This is a genomic window from Rathayibacter sp. AY1C2 (assembly GCF_002931195.1).
GTDB lineage: Bacteria > Actinomycetota > Actinomycetes > Actinomycetales > Microbacteriaceae > Rathayibacter.
The window spans coordinates 26237-49910 of sequence record NZ_PSWG01000016.1 but is presented as its reverse complement, the minus strand read 5'-3'; the positions used below and the strand labels follow the sequence as shown (position 1 = coordinate 49910).

The following is a 23674-nucleotide window of genomic DNA, read 5'->3' as shown; positions in this document are numbered from 1 at the left end:
CGGGCAGCATAGGCGGTGCGACCCGGGTCGCCACCGACCGCGGCGCCCGCCGGGGTCGATGCGTCACGAACGGTCGTCACGGGCGCGGGAGAGGGGCCGTTCGTGACGCATCGATCCCGAGGGGGCGGGGTGGGAGGGCGAGCGGGCGGCGCTAGACGCGCACGGGCGCGACGGAGGCGCGGCGGATCAGCCGCGTCTCCAGCTCCATGCGGGTGGCCGAGGCTCCCGAGGCGAGCGGGGTCGCCGACCGGTGCGCCTGGTGCAGCATCCGGAAGGCGATGGCGCCCATCTCGCCGATGGGCTGCTGGATCGTGGTCATCGGCGGGGTCGCCCAGGCCGACTCCTCGACGTCGTCGAAGCCGATGACGCTGAGGTCTCGCGGGATGCGGAGGCCGGCGTCGTCGGCGGCCTCGTAGACGCCGAGCGCCATCACGTCGGAGCAGGCGAAGAAGGCGGTCGGCGCGTCCGGCTCAGCGAGCATCAGCCCGGCGGCCTCGCGGGCCAGCTCGCGGTCCCAGTCGCAGTAGGCGACGCGCGGATCCTCGACCCCGGCGGCGCGGAGCGCGGTGGTGAAGCCGTCGATCCGGGCGCTGCTGTAGAGCTGGGTGCGGGTGCCGCCGAGGACGCCGAAGCGGGTGTGGCCGGCGTCGAGGAGGTGCTCGGCGGCCATGCGGCCCCCGTCCCAGTTGGTCGCGCCGACGCTCGCGACGTCGGCCGGCGGCCGCGTGCTGGGGTCGACGACGACGACGGGCAGCTCGGCGGTGGTCAGCAGGTGCAGCTGCGCGGCCGAGACGTTGACCAGCACCACGATGGCGCCGAGCGAGGGGCGGCGGAGGAGGCGGCTGATCCAGGCGCCGTCGTCGCGGGCGCGGGTGAGCACCAGGTCGACCCCGGCGGCGGAGGCCTCGGCCTCGATGCCCTCGAGGACCGGGCCGATCCAGGTGCCGCCGATGTGGCCGACGACGACGTCGACGATCTGGGCGGAGTGCGGATCCTCGACCGGCGGGCGCAGGCGCGGACGGCGGCGGTAGCCGAGCGCGTGCGCCGCCTCCATCACGCGCAGACGGGTCGCCTCCGAGACGTCGGTGCCGCCGTTGAGCACCTTCGAGACGGTGGGGACGCTCGTCCCGGCGCGCTCGGCGATGAGCGCCATGGTCGGGCGGGTGGTCGCTCCGGAGACGTCGTCGTGGTCGGGCATGTGCTCACCGTAGCGGATACCGACTTTCGCAACTGGACCGGCGCGCGGACGGCTTGCTCCCGCCGGGAACCGCGGTGCATGATGGTCGGACGCCGGGGCTCCCGCGCAGAAGTTGCGCAAGTCCTGTTCGATGACGAACCGCGGAGCGATCCGCCCGCACGTGAGGACGACGATGACCGACCACTCCCCGACCACTCCCGGCAAGACGGCCCTCGTCGTCCGAGGGGGCTGGGACGGCCACCAACCGGTCGAGGCGACCGAGCTGTTCCTGCCGTTCCTCCGCGACAACGGCTACGACGTGCGCGTCGAGGAGTCGACCGCCGTGTACGCCGACGAGGCCTACATGCGGACGGTCGACCTGATCGTGCAGTCGAACACGATGACCTCCATCCAGTGGGAGGAGTTCCTGGGCCTCCGCGCGGCGGTCGAGCGCGGCACAGGCCTCGCCGGCTGGCACGGCGGGATCGCCGACTCCTACCGCGACAACTCCGACTACCTGCAGCTGATCGGCGGCCAGTTCGCCTCGCACCCCGGCAAGCACCCGGACGAGCGCACCGGCGAGCAGTCGGACAACTACATGCCGCACACGATCGAGATGACGGCCCTCGCCGCCGACCACCCGATCACGCAGGGCATCACCGACTTCGAGCTGGTCACGGAGCAGTACTGGGTGCTGCACGACGACTACAACGACGTGCTCGCCACGACCACGCAGGCCGTCCGCCCGTGGGACCCGTGGAAGCGCCCCATCACCTCCCCCGCGATCTGGACCCGCCTCTGGGGCGAGGGCCGCATCTTCGTCTCGACGCCGGGCCACCGCGTCGAGATCCTCCAGGACGACAACGTCCGCACGATCATCGAGAGGGGAATGCTGTGGGCGTCCCGCTGAGAGTCGGCATCATCGGCGTCGGGAAGATCAGCGAGCAGTACCTCGCGAACCTCCCGACCTTCCGCGGCCTCCGCCTCGTCGCGGTCGCCGACCTGAACCAGGAGCGGGCGCAGCAGGTCGCCGACGAGCAGGGCGTCCGCGCCCTCACCGTCGACGCGCTGATCGGCGACCCGGAGATCGACGCGGTGCTGAACCTCACGATCCCGGCGGCGCACGTCGAGATCGGCACCCGCGCCCTGAAGGCGGGCAAGCACGTCTTCGCCGAGAAGCCGCTCGGGCTGAACCCGGCCGAGGCCGCGCCGATGCTCGACCTCGCGGACGAGCTGGGCCTGCGCTTCGCGAGCGCCCCGGACACGGTGCTCGGGACCGGCGTGCAGACCGCGCGCCTCACCCTCGACTCCGGCGCGATCGGCACCCCGATCGCCGCGCAGGTGCACTGGGCCGCTCCCGGCCACGAGCGCTGGCACCCGGCGCCCGAGTTCTACTACCAGCCCGGCGGCGGCCCGCTGCTGGACATGGGCCCGTACTACCTGACGGCGCTCGTGCACTTCTTCGGGCCGGTCGTCCGCGTCACGGGCCTGGCCACCCGCTCCGACCGCCCGCGCACGATCGAGACCGGGCCGAAGGCGGGTACGCCGATCGAGGTGACGATCGACACGCACATCACCGCGCTGCTCGAGCACGCGAGCGGAGTCGCCACGACCGTCACCGTGAGCTTCGAGGTCTGGCGCAGCCGGGCCCCGAAGTTCGAGGTCTACGGCACCGAGGGCACCATCTCGGTCCCGGATCCGAACATGTTCTCGGACCCGGTCGAGGTCGCCGTCCGCGACGAGGACTGGCGGGTCGTCCCCGACTCCGCCGGCGTGATCGACACCGGTCGCGGAGTGGGACTGGCCGACCTCGCGGAGGCGATCGCGGAGGACCGCCCGCACCGCGCCTCCGGCCGCGTGGCCCTGCACGTGCTCGAGATCATGGACGCCGTGCTCCGCTCGAACGAGGAGAAGGCGGTCGTGACGATCGCGAGCACCGCCGAGAAGCCCGACGTGATGCCGCTGCGCACGGCGGGCTCGATCGGCGCCTGACAGCGCCGGGGGGCGACGACGGGGGGCGGGGGATCGCCGCCAGCGCGTCGCTCCCCGTTCGGGGGTGACGGCGGGGCGCGACGCCGTAGACTCGGCGGATCGACGGTCCTCAGCCGCCGTCGCACGCGGAGGGGGATCGGCCGTGGCAGTCGGCTTCCGGCGGAGCGGAGAGCTCCGTGCCCTCGCGCGCCCCCGGCTCCGGGCGGCCGGCGACCCGCTCTCCCCCGAGGACCACCGCTCCCGGCTGTCCGGCTGGCTCAGCATGCCCGGCGGGCCGGGTCTCGTGCGCCCCTCCGCCCTCGCTCCGGCGTGGGAGGCGCCCCTGCTCCGGCTCGTGCGCGCCGGGGCGCCGGCGGAGGACCTGCACGAGGCGACCACCGGCTCCCCCGAGGGCTCGCGCCTCGCGGCCGTCGTCGAGCTCGTCCGCGACGCCCTGCACTCCGCGGACGACGATCGCGCTCTGCGGCTCACCGGCTGGCTGGTGCGCATCCGCTACGACCCGTCGGCCGACTCCTTCCTCCGCCGCTACGGGATCGCGCTGACCGTCCGCCTGCCGCTGAGCGGCGGCCTCGACGTGGAGGTGCCGCTCGACGCCCCGGCGCTGCGCCTGCTCTACGCCGAGCTGACGGCACCCACGGATCCGGCCGCGGCGGTCGTGGCGGTCGAGACCCTGGAGCCGTCGACCCTCGCGGCGTCGACGCTCGCCTCCCTCTACTCCGCCCGCCGACGCTGGAGCGACGTGGCCGAGTTCTCGGCGCCCGTCGAGAACGTGGACGCCGCCTCCGCCGCGGTGCTCATCCGCCGCGGCGTCGCTCTTCGCGAGCTCGGCGTGATCGAGGGCGCCGTCGAGGCGTTCGACCGGGTGGTGCGCCCGACCGTCACCAGTGCGCGGCCCGTGGAGCTGCGGGCGGAGGCGCTGCTCGAGCGCGCGAGCACGCTCCTCTCGGACGGGCGCACGGCTCCGGCTCGGCGCGATCTGGAGCGCGTGCTCTCCCGCTACCCGGACAGCGCCGCGGCGCACGAGCTGCTGGCGGTCACCGGGCGCTGACGCGATGGAGGGGCGCACCCTCTGCAGGATGCGCCCCTCCGGGGAGTGCGTCGGCTCAGTGCGTCGGCTCAGCCCTCGGCCTTCGAGGGCTTGCCCTCGGCGGGCAGGACCTTGTGCGGGGTGTCGCGCTCGTCCTCGCCCTCGGCCTGCGACGGCTTGTCGGACTGGTCGTCCGGGTCCTCGACGGGGCTCGGGGTCTGGTCGCTCATCGGAGTCCCTCCGGCTCGTCGGACGTGGCGGACGGCTCGGGGTGCGCCTCGAACTCCATCCAGGCGCGTTCCAGATCGGCCTGCGCCGACTCGGGCTCGCTGGCGAAGTAGCCGTCGTAGATCGCGCGGCCGCCGTGCTCGGGCAGGTCGTCGCGACCGCCGAAGGCCTGCGCGAAGCGGCCGACCTCGTCGTCCCTCTTCTGCTGATCCCGCAACCAGGCGGGGAAGGTCTGCGTCATGGTGACACCTCTCTCTCCTGCCCTCCAGCCAATCGCCCGTCGCGGATCCGGGCAAGCCCTTCCGCCGCGGGCCCCGAGGGGCCAGGCTCCGCCCTGGAGGGCGCGGGCTCCGCCCTGGAGGAGCGGCGCTCCGCCCTCTAGAGGACATGTCCGCTACAGGGCGCCCCCGCCCCGCCCCGGAGGAGAGCCGGCCCCTAGCGTGAGCCCGTGACCGACCCCGCTTCTCCGCGCCCCGCCCGCACCGCCGCGGGCCTGCGCCGCACTCTGCTCGCTCTGACCGCGACCGTCGCCCTGCTCGCCGGCACCGCGGCTCCCCTCGCCTCTGCCGAGCCGGACCCGGTGCCGGTCGGGAACGACCACCTCGCCAACGGCGTCGCCGCCTGGGGGCGCTACCTCAACGGGGAGTGGGACGTGCCGGCGGGCATGTCCGACCTCACGGACGTCGCGAGCAGCTACAGCCACACCCTCGCGCTCCACACCGACGGCACCGTCGAGGCCTGGGGAGCGGATCTGGAGGGCGAGCGGGACGTGCCGGCCGGGCTCCGCGAGGTGACCGCGATCTCGACCGGGTACCTCCACAGCATCGCCCTCACGATGGAGGGGACGGTCGTCGCGTGGGGCGACGACCGCCAGGGCCAGACCGACGTCCCGGCCGGACTCGGCGGCGTGACCGCCGTCGCCGCGGGCAGCTACCACACCCTCGCTCTGCGGGGCGACGGGACCGTGGCGGCCTGGGGCTCCGATCAGTTCGGAGCGACCGAGGTGCCGGCGGGTCTCTCCGGAGTGGTCGCGATCGCCGCGGGCGGCTGGAACAGCCTCGCGCTGCGCGCCGACGGGACGGTCGTGGCGTGGGGCGGCGACGACAGGGGCGCGTACACCGCCCCGGCAGGCCTCCGCGACGTCGTCACCGTCTCGGTCAGCTACTCCCACAGCCTCGCCCTGAAGCGGGACGGCACCGTCGTCACCTGGGGCGACCCCGCCGACTCCGGCTTGCCGCGGGTCCCCGCCGATCTCGGCGGCATCACCGCGATCGCCGCCGGCATCGGCTTCAGCGTCCTGCTGACGTCCGACGGCACCGTCGTCTCCCTGCACTCCGACGGCGACACGGAGCTGGACGTCCCGGCCGGGATCACCGGCGCCACCGGCATCGCGGTCGGCTTCAACCACGCCTTCGCGATCGGCCCGCTGCCGACCCTCACCGCCGACACCGCCGAGACGCTCGTCACGACCGGGACCCGCTACTCCGCGGCCTTCACGGCGTCCGGCCCGGCCGCGACCTTCGAGGTCTCGTCCGGCGCCCTTCCCGCGGGGGTGGCCCTCTCGCCGGAGGGCGTCGTCTCGGGCAGGCCGACCACCGCAGGCGACTCCACCTTCACGGTGAGCGCGCGGAACGCGTACGGCACCACGGCCGGCGTGCCGCACACGGTCACCGTGGTCCCCGCGAACACCCCGCCTGTCGTGACGGTCGCCTCCGCCACCGACGGCGCCTCCTACGAGAAGGGCTCGGAGCCGAGGGCCGCCTGCGCGATCACGGATGCGGAGAGTGGAACGTTCAGCGAGGAGGCCGTCGTCACCGGCACGCTCGTGAACGGCCTCGGCACCCGCACGGCGACCTGCACCTGGACCGACCCCGGAGGACTGACCACGACCGCCGCCGCGACCTACCGGATCGTCGACACCGGCGTCCCCACCATCGCCGCGACGACCGCGCCGACGGCTCCGAACGCCGCGGGCTGGTTCCGCTCCCCCGTCTCCGTCGGCTTCTCCTGCGCCGACGGCAGCGGCTCCGGGATCCGCAGCTGCACCCCCGCGCGGATCCTGCGCGAGGGCCCCGGCCAGAGCGTCACCGGCACCGCCGTCGACAACGCGGGCAACCGTGCCACGACGACCCGCAGCGGCATCGCCATCGACACCACGAAGCCGCAGCTCTCGTTCACGTCGAGGCCCGAGGGGTCCTACCCCTACGGCACGGTGCTCCCGGAGGCGCGCTGCCTCGCGGACGACGCGCTCTCGGGCCTCACCGGCGACTGCGTGATCACGGGCGGCGGCCGCTCCGTCGGTCCGCACGTGTACCGGGCGACCGCGACCGACCGGGCGGGCAACGTCTCGACCCTCACCGCGTCCTACACCGTGACCCCGTGGACGATCGGCGGGCTCAGCACCTCGGTGAAGAGCGTGGCCGCCGGAGCCGCGACCGGCATGACGTTCCAGGTGACCTCGACGTCCTCCGCGGGAACGTTCCGCCACTCCGCCCTCGCCGACGTGCGCAGCGTCACGCAGAAGCAGACCTCCTGCACCGCCGGCGCCGTCCTCACCGGAGCGCCGACGACCACCCTGACCGGACGCCTCCGCTACGACACCGCGACGAACCGCTACGTGAAGGCGTGGACGGTGCCCGCGAAGCGGGGCACCTGCTGGACGCTGACGGTCACGACGGCGGACGGCAGCACGGGGAGCGCCCGGTACTCGGTGAAGTAGCGGCGGAGGACGGCCGACGCGGTCCGGTCAGGCTCCCGCCGCGGCGTACCGCTCCGCGAGCACGACGAACGCGGCGGCCAGCTCGGGCGGCTCCGCCCCGGCCATCGGAGCGTCGAACCGGCCGAACGACGCGGCGAGCGCCTCCCACGACCAGGCGCCGAGGGCGAGTCGGCAGCCCGCGTCGCCGAGGTCCTCCACCTCCCCGTCGCCCGCGTAGGGCAGGACCTCGGCGGCGGGCGCCTCCAGCACCACCGAGCCGCGGCACGGCCACCCCTCCCCGGGCGCTCCGCCGCGGAACCGCGCCTCCAGGAACGCGGCGGGACTCCGGACCGGCAGCGCCCGGCGGCGGAAGCGGGCACCGCGGGGTGACCGCGGCTCGAGCCGGTCGACGCGGAACACCCGCCAGTCGTCGCGGTCGAGGTCGAAGCCGATGAGGTACCAGCGGCCCTGACGCGCGACCAAGTGGTGGGGCTCGACGCGGCGCACCGCCTCCGCGTACGCGAAGCGGAGCACCTCCGAGGCCCGGACGGCCGCCGCGACCGCGACCAGCCGCTCCGAGGGGACCGCGGGAGCCGGCGCCGCCGCGACCGTGAAGCGCAGCGCATCCGCTCGGGGCCGGAGCCGGGCGGGCAGGACCTGCCGCACCGTCGCCAGCGCACGGGCCGACGCCTCCTCGAGCCCCGCGATCGGCGCGCGCAGGGCGGCGGTGAGGGCGAGCACCTGCTCGTCGTCGAAGAGCAGCGGCGGGAGCTCGGCGCCGGCCTCGAGCCGGTACCCGCCGTCGGGGCCCTTCGCCGCGTCGATCCGGTAGCCCATCGTGCGGAGCCGGTCGACGTCGCGACGCACCGTGCGCGGCGCGATCCCCAGGCGCTCGGCGAGCACTCCGCCCGGCCAGTCGCGGCGGGTCTGCAGGAGGGAGAGGAGCAGGAGGAGCCGCTCGGTCGTCGTGAGCACGTCCCGAGGGTATTCCGAGAAGAGGACCGTCATCGTCCTCTTCTCCTGGGAGCGTCGGGGCACCGGGTGATCGACCCGGCACGACTGCGAGGAGCGCACCATGAGCATCACCACGACGACCCACCTCAACTTCCGCGGACAGGCCCGCGAGGCACTGGAGTTCTACGCCTCGGTCACGGGAGGCCGGGTCGACGCGATGTCCTACGCGGACGCGAACGCTGTCACCGCGCCCGACGAGGCCGACCAGCTGATGTGGGGCCAGGTCGTCTCCGAGGCCGGCTTCCGCGTCATGGCGTACGACGTCCCCGCGCACACGGCTTACGACCCGGGCACGATCCCGGTGTTCGTGTCGCTGCGCGGCTCCGACGCCGACGAGCTGCACCGCCTCTGGGACGGCCTCTCGGAGGGGGCGGCGGTCGTCGTGCCCCTGGCCCCGGCAGCCTGGTCGCCCCTCTACGGGATGCTGCGCGACCGCTTCGGAGTGACGTTCGTCGTCGACCTCGAGGTCGCCTGGGGCTGAGGCCCGCGGGCTCGGCGGCGGGGCGCGTCCCACTGCGGACGCGCCGGCCGCCGACTCGGTACGCTCAGCACCGGATCCGGTCGGAGGGACGCTGCATGCTGGAGACGATCTCCGAGGCCCTCTCGCTTGTCACCCTCCCCCTCGGCGTGCTGTTCCTGCTCGCCGCGTTCGTCGCGGCGCTGATCGACGGACGCTGGCTGACGACGACCGCCTACCTCGAGGAGGGTCCGCCCCTCGCACTGCACTGGGTGACCCGGGCCGGCGAGGTGCGATCGCGTCCGCTGTCCGCCGGGGACCCGCTGACGCCGACACGGTCGGACCAGCGGGAGGTGCACTACCGCGAGGAGGATCCGCACCGCATCCGCCTGCACCGGTGGAGCGACGCGGTGCGGGCGCTGCGCCTGACCGGCCTGATCCTGCTCGGGGCGGGCGTCGTCCTCGGGATCCTGTCGACGGCACTGGCGGTCCTCGCCTAGGCGGCGCCCCGTGCGCGAGGATCGGACCCGTGGATGCGGAACGGGTTCTCGGTGACGGTCGGGCCGACGGGGTGTGGTGCCGGCTCGGGGAGCCGCTGACGGTCGCGCAGATCGCGCGCGGCGGGCCGGCGTGGCTGTGCCTGGACGCGCAGCACGGCGCGTTCGACGACGCCGCGGTCCTCGCCTCCCTGCGCGCGCTCGGCGCCGTGAGCGGGAGGCCGCCCGTCGGCGTCCGGGTCGCCGGGCTCTCCGACGCGCTGATCGGCAGGGCGCTCGACGCCGGAGCGGACGTCGTGGTCGTCCCGATGATCGAGACGGTCGAGGAGGCGCTCGCGGCCGTCCGCGCCGCGCACTACCCGCCGCTCGGCCGCCGCAGCTGGGGGCCGATGTCCGATCTCTGGGGCGCCGCTCCCCCGTCGGCCGCCGAGGCGCGCACCGCGCTCTGGGTCATGATCGAGACGCAGGCCGGCCTCGACGCCGTCGATCGGATCCTCGCGGTGCCGGGCGTGAGCGGAGTCTTCGTCGGCCCGTTCGACCTCGCGATCGGCCTCGGACGGGACCTGTCCGACCTGCTCGCCGCGGACGGACCGGACGACCCGCTGCCGAGGATCGCCGCGGCGGCCCGGCGCGCGGGCAAGGGCGCCGGGGCCTACGCGGGCGACCGCGAGCGCGCCGGGCTGCTGCGAGCGCTCGGCTTCCCGAGGGTCGCGGTCGCGACGGATCAGTCGCTGATCGCGCTCGGCACCGCGGCGGCGCTCGACGCGGACGCCGCCGACTCCGGCTGCTGAGCCCGAGGCCGGGAACGGGGCCGGACGCCGGTCACCGGCGAGCGCTCCCACCGGGGGGACGCACGGGCTCCGGCGGCTCGGGGACGAAGCGGAGGCCGCCGGCGGAGTTCGCGAGATCGGTGAGCGCCGAGATCCAGGCGGGGTTGATGCGGGGCATGCGGCCGCCGGCGTAGGTGTAGCGGAGCGTGTGCGAGGGGTGCAGCCAGATCGCGCTGCGGCCGTCGCTCATCCCGTTCTCGTCGCGCCAGGTGAGCAGGCACGACTCCCCCTGGCGCAGCTTCGCGGTGAGGACGATCTGCAGGTGGGCGAGCACCCGGTCCTCGACGTCGATCTCGACCGATCCGTCGTAGTGCAGCTTCCCCATCGGCGTCTCCCGGCCTCGTCCTCGGAGGACGGGCGCGCCTCCGGCCCACCATCCTCGGGTGTCGTCCAGTGACCCGTTCGGGGCGGCGACAACCGGCGGATCAGCTGGTCTCGGCGGATCCGCTGGTCTCGACGGGGCGGGGCTCAGGCCGGCGGGTTCGCCGCCATGAAGTCGCGCATCGGCAGCAGGTTCTGGAGGGGCGCGAAGTACCCGAAGCGGGGCAGGTCGAAGACCACTCCCGCGACTCCGGAGGACCCCATCGCCGCGATCCACTCGAGCGCGGCCGGCATCGGCACCTTCAGCACGCGCGACGCGTCCTCGTCGGAGAGGCCGGCGTGCAGCGCCCCGGCGCGGGCGCGCTCCCCCGTGGTGAAGGCGAAGACCATCGGCCCCGACTCCAGGCCGCCGACGAAGGGGGTGGGCGCGTCGTCCGGCCCCCGCGCGATGAAGCACCACATCGGCAGGGCGTAGACGCTGCGCCAGAGCGCGTCCATCGCGGCGAAGCTCTCGGGGTCGGCGCGCAGGGCCTCCGCCCGGGCGTCGATCTCGACGGTCTGATCCATGGGGCTCCCCTCGGCGCCGGCGATCGGCGCGGACCTCCACGCTAACGATGCTCCCGCTGGGCCGCACCCGCGATCGATCCGTCAGCAGCGGCCCGTCCCCGCGGCGGGCACGGGCCGCGGGCGACGGATGGACGCGGCGGCGGCCCGCTCAGGCCGTCGCGTGCAGCGCGGCGTACGCGCCGCCCGTCGCGAGCAGCTCATCGTGCGTCCCCTGCTCCACGACGCGCCCCTCGCTGAGCACCACGATCCGGTCGGCCGTGCGGACGGTGCTCAGGCGGTGGGCGACGATCAGCGTCGTGCGCCCCTCGCGCAGCCGGTCGAGGGCGAGCCGGACCTCGCGCTCGGTGCGCGGATCGAGTGCGGCGGTCGCCTCGTCGAGCACGAGCAGACGGGGGTCGCGGATCAGGGCCCGCGCGATCGCGAGGCGCTGGCGCTGGCCTCCCGACAGCAGGGCGCCCCGCTCCCCCACGACCGTGTCCCAGCCGTCGGGCAGCTCGAGGACGAACTCCGCGTTCGCCACCCGCAGCGCCGCCTCGAGCCGGTGGTCGTCGGCGTCCGCTGTCCCGTAGAGCACGTTGTCGCGGATGCTGCCGCGGAAGAGCACCGACTCCTGCGGCACGACCGAGATGAAGCGGCGGGCCGTGCGCATGTCGAGGGCGGCGATGTCACGGCCGTCGAGCAGCACGCGGCCCTGCGAGGGGCGGACGAATCCGAGGACCACCCGGGTCAGCGTCGACTTCCCCGAGCCGGAGGGGCCGACGAAGGCCACGGTCTCCCCCGGGGCGATCCGGAGCGACACGTCGTGCAGCACGCGCCGGTCGCCGTAGTCGACGCTCACCCGGTCGAGCTCGACTCCTCCGGCGAGGGCGTCGACGACCGGCTCGCCCTCGTTGTGCTCCACGTCGGGGTCCGCCAGGACCTCGGCGATCGAGCGGCGCGACTCGAGGCCGCGGGTGACCAGCGGAGCAGTCTGGAACGCCGCCGTGATCGTCCCGGTGAGCAGCGCGAAGTAGGAGCTCAGCAGCACGACCTCGCCGACCGTCACCGGCAGGACGCCCGTCATCGCGATGACGGCTGCGCCGAAGAGCGAGCCGAGCGTGATGAGCTGGTAGCTGCTCCACGACAGCGCCCCGAAGCGCCTGTTCAGGCGGTCGAGGGCGACGCCCGCCCGCTCGACGCGGCGGGCGGCCTCCACCACCCGCTGGACCGAGACCTTCTCGAGGCCGTGGGCGCGGGTGACCTCGAGGAGCGCGGACATCTCGCCGACGGTGCCGGACATCGTCTCGACGTGGCGCCGGAACGCCTCGTTGCCGGCCGCTGTCCGCCGACGGAGCCAGAGCACGAGTGCGGCCGCGAGCGGGACGGTCAGCGCGAACACCAGCAGGAACTGCGGCACCCTCGTGCCCGTCGCCACTCCGGCTCCGACGAGCACCACCAGCGCTGTCAGCACCGGCCCGAAGGCCTGCTGCAGCATCAGCTCGAGGTTCTCGACGTCGCGCACCACCTTCGTCTGGGCGATGGAGGCGCTGCCTCGCGAGTGGTAGTCGAGCGAGAGGCTCTGCAGCCGCTCGGCGAGCGCCTCCCGTAGCCGCAGGCCCAGCGCGCGGACGGCGGACGAGGAGAGCCGCACGTAGACCGCGTTCGCCCCGATGTTCGCGAGGATCGTCGCCGCGGCGGCCGCGGCCGGCACGACGAGCGCCGATGGCGACCGGCCGTCGACGAGGGCGTCGACCACGGCGGCGGTGACGAGCGGCAGGATCCACAGCGGGCTGTCCTTGACGACGTAGGCGAGCGCCGCCCCGACGACCCGGTGCCGCGACGGGCGCAGGGCCGAGCGGAGCGGATGCTCGGAGGAGATGCCGCTCACGGCACGAGGGCGGGCTCGCGCGCCGCCGCCGTCGATCGGAGGATCAGGGCGGCCGCGCCGATCAGAGGCCCCTCCCCGCCGAGCCCGGACGGGCGGACGTCGAGACCGCGGGCGTAGTCCAGGACAGCGTGCTCCCGGGCGCTCGCCTGCACGAGGTGGAGGTAGTCGCGGGTCACGCCCGCGAAACCGCCGCCGACGGCGAAGTCGTGCACGTCGAGCAGGGTCGCCGCGCCCGCGATCGCCGTGCCGACGGCCTCGGCGGAGCGGCGGACCGCGGACAGGGCCACGGCGTCGCCGTCCGCGGCCGCGCGCCCGAGCTCCTCCCCGGCGCTCCCGGCGAAGCCCCGGCGCCGGGCCCAGGCGACGGTGCTCGGTCCGGAGGCGATGCTCTCGAGCGTCCCGTCGCTCCCCTCCTCGGGGTCGGCGTCGGCGACGTGCACCTGGCCCAGGTGGCCGGCGTTGCCGGAGCGGCCCGCCAGCACCCGGCCGTCGAGGACGATCCCGCCGCCGATTCCGGTCGACACGACGAGGCTCACCGAGGAGACGGCGCCCCGGTTGGCCCCGTACCAGTGCTCGGCGAGGGCGATGCAGGTCCCGTCGAGGCGCAGCTCGACCGGCCGACCGGGCACGAGCCGCTCGAGCGCCTCCCGGAGCGGGACGCCGTGGAGCAGCGGGAGGTTCTTCGGTCGGATCCGGCCGCCGTCGAGGTCGATCGGCCCCGCGGATCCGGCGCCGACGCCGACGACGTCCGCCCCGGCCGTCGAGGCGGCGACGCACTCCGCGAGCGCCCGCTCGAACTCCTCAGGAGTCAGGGCGGGGCCGGTCGCGCGCCGGTGCCGCGTGCCGGGCACGAGCCCGCCCCCGGCATCGACGAGGGCGGTCTCGATCTTCGTGCCGCCGACGTCGACGGCCAGGGCGGGCTGCGTGCTCACCGCGGATCAGGCCCAGTCGGCGACGAGCTGGTTGGCCGTGCGCAGCACGCTCGGCGACACCAGCGCCTCGGTGTCGAGACCGGAGCCGCGCACCGTGAAGACGACGCTCTCGCCCGGCAGCAGCGTGACCAGCTGGTCGTCGACGACGGCGGACGGGTCCACCTTGTCGACCAGGAGGGTGACGTCGCGCACGAGGTTCTCGGCGGTGACGGTCACCTGCACTCCGCCCTCGACGGGGGCGGCGCTCGTGCGCAGGCGCGCGGCCTCCAGGGCGGAGTCGCGGTACTCGGCGAAGAACCAGAACGCGCGCGTCCCGGCGAAGTCGACGACGAGCAGCTCGGCGGCGGCGTCCTCGGGCGTCGCCACGCCGGACCCGATCGGCAGGGTGCGCACCGAGCGCGCCCCGACCGCGAGCTCCTGCCGCTCCTCCGCCAGCACCGTCCCGTCGAACGCCAGGCGGCGCACGACGCACTCGCCGGCCCACTCCTCGGGGGAGTCGCCCACGGCGACCACGGCGAGCCCCTCCCCGCGCGGCTGCACGGTGAGCAGACGGTCCTCGAAGACGTGCTTGAGCGCGTAGAGGAGCGGCTTGGCGGTGCCGTCGCCGTCCACCGCGGCCCACGAGGTGACCGGCCAGCAGTCGTTGAGCTGCCAGACGATCGAGCCCATGCAGCGCGGGCTCTCGGAGCGCTGGTGCTCGATCGCGAGCGTCACCGCGAGCGCCTGGTTGAGCGACATCGCCCAGTGCCAGTCCTCCGTGTCGTCGGGCAGCGGGAGGTGAGCGACGAGACCGTCGGTCAGCTTGTCGTTGCCGTCGGTCGCCTTCTGGTGGTGGATCATCCCGGGCGACTCGGGAGTCAGCGGCGAGTCCGAGATCGAGCGCTGGATGGTCGACCACGACGCCGGCCCCTGCCAGCCGAACTCGGCGACGAATCGCGCGTGGGCGTCCCGGTAGGCGGGGTAGTCGACGCGGTTCCACAGCTCCCAGAGGTGCACGGAGCCGTGGTCGAGGTCGTTCGCGAAGATCTGCGGGTCGCCCGACCAGGGGCTCCCGGGCGTGTACGAGCGCGCCGGGTCGAGCTCGGCGACCAGGCGCGGGAGCAGATCGAGGTAGTAGCCCAGGCCCCAGGTGCGGCCCTGGAGGCGCTTCTCCCAGCCCCACTCCTCGAAGCCCCAGATGTTCTCGTTGTTGCCGTTCCAGAGCGCGAGGCTCGGGTGCGGCATGATCCGCGTGACGTTGTCGCGGACCTCCGCCTCGACCTCGCTGCGGAGCGGCTCCTCCTCCGCGTAGGCCGCGCAGGCGAAGAGGAAGTCCTGCCAGACGAGGATGCCGCGCTCGTCGCAGAGGTCGTAGAAGTCGTCGGACTCGAAGTAGCCGCCGCCCCAGATGCGGAGGAGGTTGAGGTTCGCGGACTCGGCCTGGTCCATCCTGCGGGCGAGGCGCTCGCGGTCGACCCGGGTGATGAAGGCGTCGTCCGGGATCCAGTTGGCTCCGCGGATCCAGACGGGCTCGCCGTTGACGACGAAGCGGAACGAGGTGCCCTCGTCGTCGCGGTCGAGCTGCACCTCCAGGGTCCGGAAGCCGATCCGCTGGGAGCGCTCGTCGATGACGGCTCCGCCCTGCAGGAGCGCGACCTCGAGGTCGTGGAGCGGCTGCCCGCCGAAGCCCCGCGGCCACCACAGGGCCACCTCGGCCGCCTCGAGGTGGAGGACCGCGGTGCGCTCGCCACCGGGGACGCTCGCCACGGCCTCCGCGCCGGCGACGGAGGCGCGCACCTCCACCTCGGCGTCCGAGGCCCGGTCGAGCCCCACGTGCAGCTCGACGCGGCCGGTCGTCCCGTCGACCGTGACCACGGGGCGCACCGAGGCGAGGCGCGCACCGCTCCAGGCATGGAGGGTCACCGGCTTCCAGATGCCGGCGGAGGCGGCGTCCAGCCCCCAGTCCCAGCCGAAGTTGCAGGCGGCCTTCCGCAGGGCGTTGAAGGGGTGGGAGTAGGTGTGGGGCCGGTAGCCGATCTCGAGGCTCGCTCGGTCGGCCTCGGCGACGGGCGATGCGAAGGCGACGACCAGCTCGTTCGCCCCCTCCTGCAGAGCCTCGTCGACGCGGATCCGGTAGGTGCGGTGCTGGTTGCGGGTGCGGGCGATCTCGCGCCCGTTCAGCGTGACGACGGCCACCGTGTCCAGGCCCTCGAAGACGAGCTCGTGCACGTCGCGGCCGTCGGGGGCCCAGTCGAACGAGGAGGAGTACTCCCAGTCCGTCTCGCCGATCCAGGTGACCTTCTTCTCGTTCTGGTCGAGATAGGGGTCGGGGATCAGACCCGCGGCGAGCAGGTCGGTGTGCACCAGGCCGGGCACGACCGCGGGGACGACGGCGGCGACGAGCTCGGCGGGGACGGGCCCGCGGGTCGCGCGGACGCTCCAGCCCTCGTGCAGGCGGCGGGTGGCCGCGGTGGTCGCCCGGCTGTCGGTGTCGATGGTGTGGGTCACTTCGTGGCTCCTGAGGTCAGTCCGTTGTAGATGAAGCGCTGGAGGAAGAGGAAGGCGACGAGGGTCGGCACGATCACCAGGATCGTGCCCGCCGCGATGACCTCCCACTGGGCCCCGAACGGGCCCATGAAGCGGAAGAGGGAGGTCGAGATCACGCCGAGGTCGCGCGAGGGCATGTAGAGGAAGGGGATGTAGAACTCGTTGTAGACCGCGATGCCCTTGATGATCACGACGGTCGCGATCGCGGGCTTCAGCAGTGGGAGCACGATCCGCCAGTACACGGTGAAGCGGCTCGCTCCGTCGAGCATCGCGGCCTCGTCCAGCGAGACCGGGATCGACTGCATGAACTGCAGGAAGATGTAGATCGCGACGATGTCGGTGCCCGTGAACAGCAGGATCGCCGACCATCGGGTGTTGAAGAGGTCGAGGGCGTTGATCACCTGGAACGTCGCCACCTGCGTGGTGACGGAGGGGACCAGCGTCGCGAGCAGGAAGAGCCCGGTCACCAGGCTCCGCCCGCGGAAGCGGAACCGGTCGATCGCGTAGGCGGCCATCGTGCCGATCAGCACGGTGCCCACGATCGAGACGACGAGGATGATCCCGGTGTTGAGGAACCCGGTGACCATCCCGCCCTGCGTGAAGGCGATGGCGAAGTTCTCGAGGTTGAACCAGTTCGAGGGCGGCGTGAGCGGTCCGGTGCCCCGGTACTCCGCCGAGGTCTTGAACGCGAGCATCACGATCGTGACGATCGGCACGAGAGCGAAGAGGCAGGCCACGATCAGCGAGCCGTACTTCCCCATCGAGCCGAGGACGGATCCCGCCGACCGGCGGGTGCGCCGCTCCTTCACGGCCGCCTGCCGCGTCACCGGGAGACCGGTGACCGCCGGGGGGCGCTGCTGGGTGCTGGTCATTCCTGGCTCGCCTTCTCGTCGGGGAACACGCGCCGCTGCACGGCCGTGATGATCAGCACGATCGCCAGCAGCACCACGGCCATCGCCGACGCGAGGCCGACCTTGGAGTAGCGGAAGGCGGTGTCGACGGTCTGGATCACGAAGGTCTCGGACCCGTTCGCGCCGCCGGTCATGATGTAGGGCATCTCGAAGGCCGAGAGCGCCCCGGCGATCGCGAGGATGAAGGACAGCCCGAGGATGCGCCGGATGCTCGGCACGATGATGTAGCGGAACTTGTCGAACGCGCTCGCGCCGTCGAGATCCGCCGCCTCGTACTGCTCCTCCGGGACCGACTGGATCGCACCGAGGAACAGCACGAAATTCAGCCCCATGTAGCGCCAGACCGAGGTGGCCGCGAGGGACACGTTGACGACGGAGGGGTCGCCGAGCCACTGCGGGGTGTCCTGCACGCCGAAGACGCCGAGCACCGCGTCGAGCGTGCCGTCCGGACGGAAGAAGTAGAGGAACATCAGCCCGATGGCGACGCCGTTGATCAGGTAGGGGAAGAAGATGACGCCCTTGAAGAAGTTGCGGAACCGGGTGCGGAAGCTCAGCAGCGTCGCGAAGAAGAGGGCGAGGCCGAGCTGCGCGATCGCGCCGGCGAGGTAGAACAGGCTGACGAAGAAGACGCGGAAGATCTCGGGCCGGGTGAAGATCTCGACGTAGTTCTCGAGGCCGACGAAGGTCTTGTCGGGGTCCAGGCCGTCCCAGTCGGTGACGCTGTACCAGAACATGTTCGCGACCGGGATGTACGTCAGCACGACCAGGAACGCCAGCGGGACCGCCAGGAAGAGCCAGGGGGTGATGCGCCTGCCGGTGAGGCGCTGCCGGCGGCGGGGCCGGATCCGCTTGCTCGCTCCGACCTCGATGGGCGGAGCGTCGGTGATCGCCATGGTCGATCCTTCCGTCGTTCGGGGGTGCAGGAGCGGTGGGGCTCCGGAGGGAGGGGCGGGCGGCCGCGGGAGGCGGCCGCCCGCGGGGACTACTCGGCGACGTCGGCGCGGGCCGCGGCCCAGCGCGAGTTGAGGTCGGCGAACAGCGACTCCTTGTCGCCGGCGCCCGCACCGCGCGCGGCGTCGATCAGCTCCTGGCGGTAGGCGTTGCCGAACAGGTCGATCTCGGCCTCGTTGGCGATGTCGTTGATGACCGCCTCCTTGCCGACCGGGTCCGGGGCGAGTTCGAGGTACTGCACGCCGAGCGCGTCGAAGTCCGCGAGGGTGTCGGGAGCGGGGTCGCTGATCACGGGGCTGATCGCGCCCTGGCTCTCGGCGTAGCCGGACTCGTTCGTGAACCAGTCGATCCACGCGCGGGCGGTGGCCTTGTTGTCCGAGTTCTTGTTGATCGCGAGGAACTTGTCCGAGGCGGTCACCGAGGTGAAGGTCCCGTCCTGCGCCCACGGCATCGGCCAGAAGCCGATGACGTCGCGGGACTTCCCGGCCTTCTCTGCCGCGTCCTGCATCTGCGAGACGGCCCAGGAGCCGAGCACCATCGAGCCGATCTCCCCGCTCGCGAGGAGGTCCTTCGACTCCTCCCAGTTCGTGGTGGTCGGGTCCGCCTCGCTGAGGCCCTGCGCGACCGTGTCGTAGAGCAGGCCGTCGATGTTGTACTGGTCGTTGCCCTCGGTCCAGGGCGCGTCGTCCGCGATCATCTCGGTGCGGACGTCCGCCCCCTGCACCGTGCCGAGGTTGCCCTCGATCGTCGCGAGGGGCCACCCGTCCTTGTAGTTCGTGTAATAGGGGACGACGCCGTCGGCCTTGATCTTCTCGAGGTCGGCGAGGTACTCCTCCTCCGTGGCGGGCGGGTCGGTGATGCCCGCCGCGGTCCAGACGTCGCGGTTGAACACGTAGCCCATGGCCGAGCCGAAGGTCGAGACTCCGTAGGCGGTGCCGTCGAACGAGCCCTCGTTGGTGAAGCGGTAGGTCTTCGACAGCTCCTCCGTCGAGCCCAGCGGCTCGAAGTAGTCGGAGTAGTCGTCCTTGGTGACGTTGGAGCTCGGGATGAGCAGCACGTCGCCGTAGTCCTTCGAGTTCAGGCGGATCTTGGTGTCGCCCTCGTAGTCGGTCAGGGCCTCGAACTTCACTGTCGTCCCGGGGTACTTCCCCTCGAACGTCGTCGCGTAGTCGGCGAAGGTCGTGTCGACCAGGTCGGTGCGGTTGGTCAGCACAGTGATCTCGCCGGCCGGCTCGCCGGAGTCGTTCCCCGCCGATCCGCCGGAGCAGCCGGCGAGCGCGAGGGAGGACGTGACGGCGACGGCGACGATGCCGATCAGCGTGGTCCTGCGGTTTCTGGTGGGTCGTTGCACGGGTGTTCTCCTCGGTAGGGCGTCGCGGTGCGACGGTGAGTGCAGTGGGTGCGGAACGGAGGTCAGTGACGGGCCTGCCACCAGTGCCGGATCGTCGGGAGGTACTGGCGCACCAGCGACTCCAGCCACGACGGCACGTGGGGGTGGGGCGAGGGTCCGGCCGTCGGCGGCGCGGTGGGAGTCGTCGGCGGCGCGGTGGGCGTCGTCGTCGGCGGGGTGGTCGGCGTCGGCGTCGGGGCGGGCCCGGCGGCGACCACCGTCGCCACGTCGCCGACGGTGAGGACTCCGGTCCCCGATCCGTTCACGTAGAGGGCGTACTGGGTCACCGAGGTCAGGTCGAGATCGGCCTCCGGGGCCCACGACGGCGGAGCGAAGGCTGAGAAGGGGACGACGGTCGGCCCCTCCGTCGCCGGGGTGACGGAGGCCTCCCAGTAGGCGCCGTTCGCGACGAACTGCACCGAGAACGGGGCCGCGGCGTCCACGTCGAGGGTCAGCCCGGAGTAGCCCCACCAGTTCTGCGGAGCATCGAACGTCTTCACGACGCCCGCGTAGCCGGCCGTGCCCGTGTCGTAGTCGAAGCGCGCGGCGCTGCCGGCGCCGGAGGGCACCAGCGTCGGCGCGATGGTGCCGCCCCCGCTGTTCCGGACGTAGGCCTCGCGGACCGCCGCGTCGTCGGCGTAGCCCTCGAAGTCGTCGACCACGACGGGCTCCGTCGGCACGGCCGAGGTCTCGAACGAGCGGACCTCGGAGACGGTGGAGCCGACGCCGTTCACGGCGGTCACCCGCCAGGAGTAGCGCGTCTCGGGGGCGAGGTCGACGTCCGGGCGGACGGTGGTCGCGGTGAGCCCGGTCGTCTCCACGATCGGGTCGGAGAGGTCCTCCGATGCCGAGAGGGTGAAGCGGTAGAACGCGGCGTCGGCGGCGGGCTCCCACGAGAACGCGGGGGTCGCGGTGATCCCGTCGGCGCCGGCGGCCGGCGCGACGAGCGCGGGGGCGGCCGGGGCGCCGAGCGGAGCGGCGTTCGGCGAGAAGAGGTTCACGGAGCCGATCTGCGGCGTCCACGCCTCGCCCGGGCCCTGCGGCCACGAGACGCGCAGCTGGTTCACGCCGGAGAGGCCGCGCACCGACAGCGTGTACTGCTTCCAGTTCCCGGTGCCGCCGCGGGTGTCGACCGCGATCGGCGCCCACGTCGCACCGTCGGCCGAGCCCTCCACGGTGAGCGGGGCGACCGGCTGGTCGGGCCAGTACCAGGCCGTCACGTCGGCGCCGCTGATGTCGTCGAAGCTCCAGGTGAGGCTCGCCGGATCGGTGCTCTCGCGCTTCACGCGGGAGACGTCTCCGCCGAACTGCGCGGGCGAGCCGGAGTCGATCGCGAGGCTGCCCGTGCGGGCCGACACCTTCGAGAAGTCGTCGAGCGGGTCGGCGAGGGCCACCGCCTCCGCCGCGCTCGTGATGGTGGCGCGCTCGAGGGTGGCGCTGCCGCTCCAGGAGAGGCGGACGGCGTCGCCGTCGAGGCCGTCCGCTCGGAGGGCGCCGCCGTCGACCGTGGTCGCGGCCGGAGTCCAGGTCGTCCCGTCGGTGCTCGTCGAGACGGTCGCGGCCGAGGGGTCCGAGAGGAGGAACTCGGCGGCGGTCACGCCGTCACGCTGCCAGGTGATGCTCGCAGCGCCCGTCGCGGTGACGACTCCGCCGGCCGGCGTCGGCTCGAGCCGCGCGTTCTCGTGTGCCGAGCTGAGGGTCCAGGTCTGCAGCGGGTCGACGAGCACCGTGCCGGCCTCGGGCGCGGCCACGGGGTCGGAGGCGGGGCCGGGGCGATCGCCCTCGCCGACCGCGACCACGCGGTAGCGCGCTCCGTCGGGCGAGTCGTAGTCGGTGACCGGGGAGGCGGAGGCGGAGACGGCGCCGTCGGTCACGTCGCTCCAGGCACCGCCGTCGACCGAGCGCTGCACGAGATAGCCCTGCGCTCCCGCGGTCCCGCGCCACGAGACGGTGGTGATGCCGTACACCTGGTCGAGGGCCGTGACGAGCGGGGCGCCGAGCTCGTGCCGGCCGGGCGTGCTGCCGACGGCCGCGCTGTAGCGCTCGACCGCGTCCACGCTCTCCCGCTCCCGCGCCGAATCGCCCGGGTAGTGGAGGGTGAAGCCGTCGTCGTGCGGGACGAAGCCCCCGCGGTCGTTGTTCCCGAACAGCGACCAGAAGAACATGCCCGAGACGTTCCGGTCGGCCGCGGCCGCGTCGAGCAGCGTGGCGGAGGCGGCCGTCGAGGCGTACTCCCCCGCGATGTAGACCTTGCCCGCGTCCGCGACGGTCCGCGCGTCGGCCGAGACCCGCTCGGCGGTCGGCGGGTAGTAGTGGACGTCGACGATGTCGAGGTCCGGCGACGCGAGGGTGTCGGGATCGATGTCGAAGCGGCGGCCGGCGGCGACGAGCTGCTCCGGGGCCTTCTCCTTCAGGTGCGCGACCTGGGCGTCGATCCACTCGCGGGTCATGCCCTCGAGCTCGTTGCCCAGCTCCCACGCCATGATCGTCGGGTCGTCGACGAAGCGCGTCCCGGTGATCGTGTTCGTGTGGTCGAGCACGTGGTCGACGTAGTCCTGGTATGCCGCGATCGCGGCCGGGTCGGTGTAGAAGTCGTCCGACTCGAGGCCGAGCGGAGTCGTGAAGTCGCGGTGACCGCCGTGGTAGTACTCCCACTGGTCGGTGAGCGGCAGGACCAGGCGGATGCCGAGAGTGCCCGCGTAGGCGACCGCGAAGTCGATGGTGCGGAACGCCTCCTCGTTGTACTCGCCGAGCCGCGGCATCAGCGCGAGCGGGTCGGCGTCGTCCTGGCTGGTCGACGTCATCATGTGCGAGCGCACGACGGTGACACCGAGCCCGGCCGCCGTGTCGAGGGCGTCCTTGATGCGGAAGTAGGTCGGGTAGTCGATCCCGCCGACGTTCTCGTCGAGGCCGAGCCAGTAGATGTTCGTCCCGCTGGCACGGAAGCGCTCGCCGTCGAGGGTGAGGGCGCTGCCGTCGCGCTGGACGAACGCGGTGTTGGCGCTGGTCCAGTCGGCCGGCGCGGCCTGGGCGGCCTGGGCGGAGGACGCGGTCGCGACGAGGGTCGAGGCGACGACGGCGGCGATCGCTCCGCCGGCGAGGGCCGAGCGGAGGCGGGAGCGCCTCGGGGCGGGCGGTGCTGCGGCACGGGTCATGTGTGTTCCAGGGCTCCTTCGACCGGGGTGGAGGACCGGCTCGCGTCGTTCCGCTCTCGGGAGCGGGGCTCGTCGCCCCACCCTCGTCGGCCGGTCCTCGGACAGACTCCCCTGTCCTCCCCGTCGAGGTCAATATCAAAAGTAAATAATTTATGTAACGAATCGAGACGGCAGTGCGAGCACGCGGGGCGTGGCGACGGCCGTCGACCGACGGTCGGAGATGCTCAGGCCGCCGGCGCGCCCGTGGATCCGCGCGGGACGATCACGACGGCGGGGCTGCTGATCGCGCGGCTCTCGCCACCCGCGATTCCGGCCAGGAGCTCCCGGCCGGCGAGCATCCCGATGACCTGCACGTCGTGCGAGACCGCCGAGAGCGGGGGCTCGCTGAGCTGGCACTGCGCGGAGTCGTCCCAGGCGAGGAGCGAGAGCTCGCCCGGGACGACGAGACCGCGATCGCGGGCCTCGTCGAGTCCGCCGAGCGCCATCAGGTCGCTGTCGAAGACGACCGCCGTCGGCCGCTCGTCGCCGTCGAGCAGGGCCGCCAGAGCTCGGGCCCCGGAGGCCCGCGAGTAGTCGCCCCCGGCCGTCGGTCCGGACACTCCGTGCCGCGCGCACTCCTGCGCGAACGTCTCCTCGCGGATGCGCGTGTGCAACAGCTCCGCGGGTCCGGCGACGCGGCCGAGCCGGGAGTGGCCCTGACCGGCGAGGAAGTCGACGGCCGCGCGCATCGCGTTGTCGTCGTCCGTCCACACCGCGCGGAAGCCGACGGCGGCGCTCGGCGGGCCGATCACGACGGCGGGGAGGCCGAGGCCGCGCACGAACTCCGGCCGCGGATCCCCGTCCTCGAGGTCGACCAGGATCACGCCGCTCACCTCGCCGTCCTCGCTCCACCGCCGATAGGTCGCGAGCTCGGCGTCGGCGTCGGGCAGGACGTTGAGGAGCACCGAGTAGCCCGAGGGGCGGACCGCCCGCTCGACACCGGCGATGAACTCGTGGAAGTACGGCTCCGCGCCCATGATCTCGGTCGCCCGCACCAGGGCCAGGCCGATCGGTCTCGTCCGCGTCATCGCCACCGCCCTTCGTCGCCCGTCCAGAGTAGGGGGCCGATCGGCGCCGGAGCCGTCCCGTACGCTG

21 protein-coding genes are annotated in these 23674 nt (G+C 73.3%); 7 read left to right on the top strand and 14 right to left on the bottom strand.

Annotated elements, in window-relative coordinates; genetic code table 11:
• Positions 1–151: 151 nt before the first annotated feature.
• Positions 152–1198: a LacI family DNA-binding transcriptional regulator gene (locus C5C55_RS11810; RefSeq protein WP_104224297.1), complete on the bottom strand. Its 1047-nt coding sequence runs from the start codon at positions 1196–1198 to the stop codon at positions 152–154.
• Between the two features lie 172 nt (positions 1199–1370).
• On the opposite strand from C5C55_RS11810, the gene C5C55_RS11805 reads away from it, so the two are divergent.
• The 3 genes from C5C55_RS11805 (at position 1371) to C5C55_RS11795 (ending at position 4217) form a co-directional block, all read left to right on the top strand.
• Positions 1371–2087 (top strand): ThuA domain-containing protein, encoded by a 717-nt coding sequence (locus C5C55_RS11805; RefSeq protein ID WP_104227162.1) that lies wholly within the window; start codon positions 1371–1373, stop codon positions 2085–2087.
• Positions 2072–3169 carry a Gfo/Idh/MocA family protein gene (locus C5C55_RS11800; protein WP_104234035.1) on the top strand — a complete coding sequence of 366 codons (1098 nt, stop codon included), beginning with the start codon at positions 2072–2074 and terminating at the stop codon, positions 3167–3169. Before C5C55_RS11805 ends, C5C55_RS11800 begins: the two co-directional genes overlap by 16 nt.
• Positions 3170–3311: 142 nt before the next feature.
• Positions 3312–4217, top strand: a complete 906-nt coding sequence (locus C5C55_RS11795; RefSeq protein WP_104234034.1) for a tol-pal system YbgF family protein — start codon at positions 3312–3314, stop codon at positions 4215–4217.
• Positions 4218–4285: 68 nt separating this feature from the next.
• Here C5C55_RS11795 and C5C55_RS16645 read toward each other — a convergent pair whose 3' ends face one another.
• Together C5C55_RS16645 and C5C55_RS11790 are read right to left on the bottom strand one after the other, a co-directional pair.
• Positions 4286–4426 carry a hypothetical protein gene (locus C5C55_RS16645; RefSeq protein WP_181067846.1) on the bottom strand — a complete coding sequence of 47 codons (141 nt, stop codon included), beginning with the start codon at positions 4424–4426 and terminating at the stop codon, positions 4286–4288.
• Positions 4423–4665 (bottom strand): hypothetical protein, encoded by a 243-nt coding sequence (locus C5C55_RS11790; protein ID WP_104234033.1) that lies wholly within the window; start codon positions 4663–4665, stop codon positions 4423–4425. Before C5C55_RS11790 ends, C5C55_RS16645 begins: the two co-directional genes overlap by 4 nt.
• 207 nt (positions 4666–4872) lie before the next feature.
• On the opposite strand from C5C55_RS11790, the gene C5C55_RS11785 reads away from it, so the two are divergent.
• Entirely contained in the window at positions 4873–7143 is a 2271-nt protein-coding gene (locus tag C5C55_RS11785) for a PxKF domain-containing protein (RefSeq protein ID WP_104234032.1), read from the top strand.
• A gap of 27 nt (positions 7144–7170) precedes the next feature.
• Here C5C55_RS11785 and C5C55_RS11780 read toward each other — a convergent pair whose 3' ends face one another.
• On the bottom strand, positions 7171–8097 hold the full coding sequence (locus C5C55_RS11780; RefSeq protein ID WP_258072548.1) for a YafY family protein: 927 nt from the start codon (positions 8095–8097) through the stop codon (positions 7171–7173).
• A gap of 100 nt (positions 8098–8197) precedes the next feature.
• Between C5C55_RS11780 and C5C55_RS11775 the strand changes: the two genes are divergently transcribed.
• The 3 genes from C5C55_RS11775 to C5C55_RS16635 all read left to right on the top strand — a co-directional run bounded on the left by C5C55_RS11775 (position 8198) and on the right by C5C55_RS16635 (position 9881).
• Positions 8198–8617, top strand: coding sequence for a VOC family protein (locus C5C55_RS11775; RefSeq protein WP_104224302.1), 420 nt, complete (start codon positions 8198–8200; stop codon positions 8615–8617).
• A 95-nt stretch (positions 8618–8712) separates the two neighbouring features.
• Positions 8713–9093 (top strand): hypothetical protein, encoded by a 381-nt coding sequence (locus C5C55_RS16640; protein WP_104267914.1) that lies wholly within the window; start codon positions 8713–8715, stop codon positions 9091–9093.
• Between the two features lie 29 nt (positions 9094–9122).
• Positions 9123–9881, top strand: a complete 759-nt coding sequence (locus C5C55_RS16635; protein ID WP_159940053.1) for an HpcH/HpaI aldolase/citrate lyase family protein — start codon at positions 9123–9125, stop codon at positions 9879–9881.
• A 31-nt stretch (positions 9882–9912) separates the two neighbouring features.
• Here the strand turns inward: C5C55_RS16635 and C5C55_RS11765 are convergent, their stop codons facing one another.
• The 10 genes from C5C55_RS11765 to C5C55_RS11720 all read right to left on the bottom strand — a co-directional run bounded on the left by C5C55_RS11765 (position 9913) and on the right by C5C55_RS11720 (position 23607).
• A complete protein-coding gene (locus C5C55_RS11765) occupies positions 9913–10245 on the bottom strand; it encodes an ATP-dependent DNA ligase (RefSeq protein ID WP_104234029.1) in 333 nt (110 codons plus the stop codon).
• Positions 10246–10388: 143 nt separating this feature from the next.
• Entirely contained in the window at positions 10389–10808 is a 420-nt protein-coding gene (locus C5C55_RS11760; RefSeq protein ID WP_104224305.1) for a hypothetical protein, read from the bottom strand.
• Between the two features lie 148 nt (positions 10809–10956).
• A complete protein-coding gene (locus tag C5C55_RS11755; protein ID WP_104234028.1) occupies positions 10957–12675 on the bottom strand; it encodes an ABC transporter ATP-binding protein in 1719 nt (572 codons plus the stop codon).
• The gene (locus C5C55_RS11750) at positions 12672–13607 is read right to left on the bottom strand and encodes an ROK family protein (protein WP_104234027.1); all 936 of its coding nucleotides are present in this window, start codon (positions 13605–13607) and stop codon (positions 12672–12674) included. The genes C5C55_RS11755 and C5C55_RS11750 overlap by 4 nt, the downstream gene beginning before the upstream one ends.
• Positions 13608–13613: 6 nt before the next feature.
• Complete coding sequence (locus C5C55_RS11745) at positions 13614–16094, bottom strand: glycoside hydrolase family 2 protein (protein ID WP_244229557.1); 2481 nt, start codon at positions 16092–16094, stop codon at positions 13614–13616.
• Complete coding sequence (locus C5C55_RS11740) at positions 16091–17005, bottom strand: carbohydrate ABC transporter permease (protein WP_104234026.1); 915 nt, start codon at positions 17003–17005, stop codon at positions 16091–16093. Before C5C55_RS11740 ends, C5C55_RS11745 begins: the two co-directional genes overlap by 4 nt.
• Entirely contained in the window at positions 17002–17937 is a 936-nt protein-coding gene (locus C5C55_RS11735; protein WP_104234025.1) for a carbohydrate ABC transporter permease, read from the bottom strand. Before C5C55_RS11735 ends, C5C55_RS11740 begins: the two co-directional genes overlap by 4 nt.
• 89 nt (positions 17938–18026) lie before the next feature.
• Positions 18027–19346 carry an ABC transporter substrate-binding protein gene (locus tag C5C55_RS11730; RefSeq protein WP_104234024.1) on the bottom strand — a complete coding sequence of 440 codons (1320 nt, stop codon included), beginning with the start codon at positions 19344–19346 and terminating at the stop codon, positions 18027–18029.
• A 62-nt stretch (positions 19347–19408) separates the two neighbouring features.
• Positions 19409–22540 (bottom strand): cellulase family glycosylhydrolase, encoded by a 3132-nt coding sequence (locus tag C5C55_RS11725; protein WP_104234023.1) that lies wholly within the window; start codon positions 22538–22540, stop codon positions 19409–19411.
• 224 nt (positions 22541–22764) lie between these two features.
• Positions 22765–23607, bottom strand: a complete 843-nt coding sequence (locus C5C55_RS11720) for a LacI family DNA-binding transcriptional regulator (RefSeq protein ID WP_208543346.1) — start codon at positions 23605–23607, stop codon at positions 22765–22767.
• Positions 23608–23674: the final 67 nt, after the last annotated feature.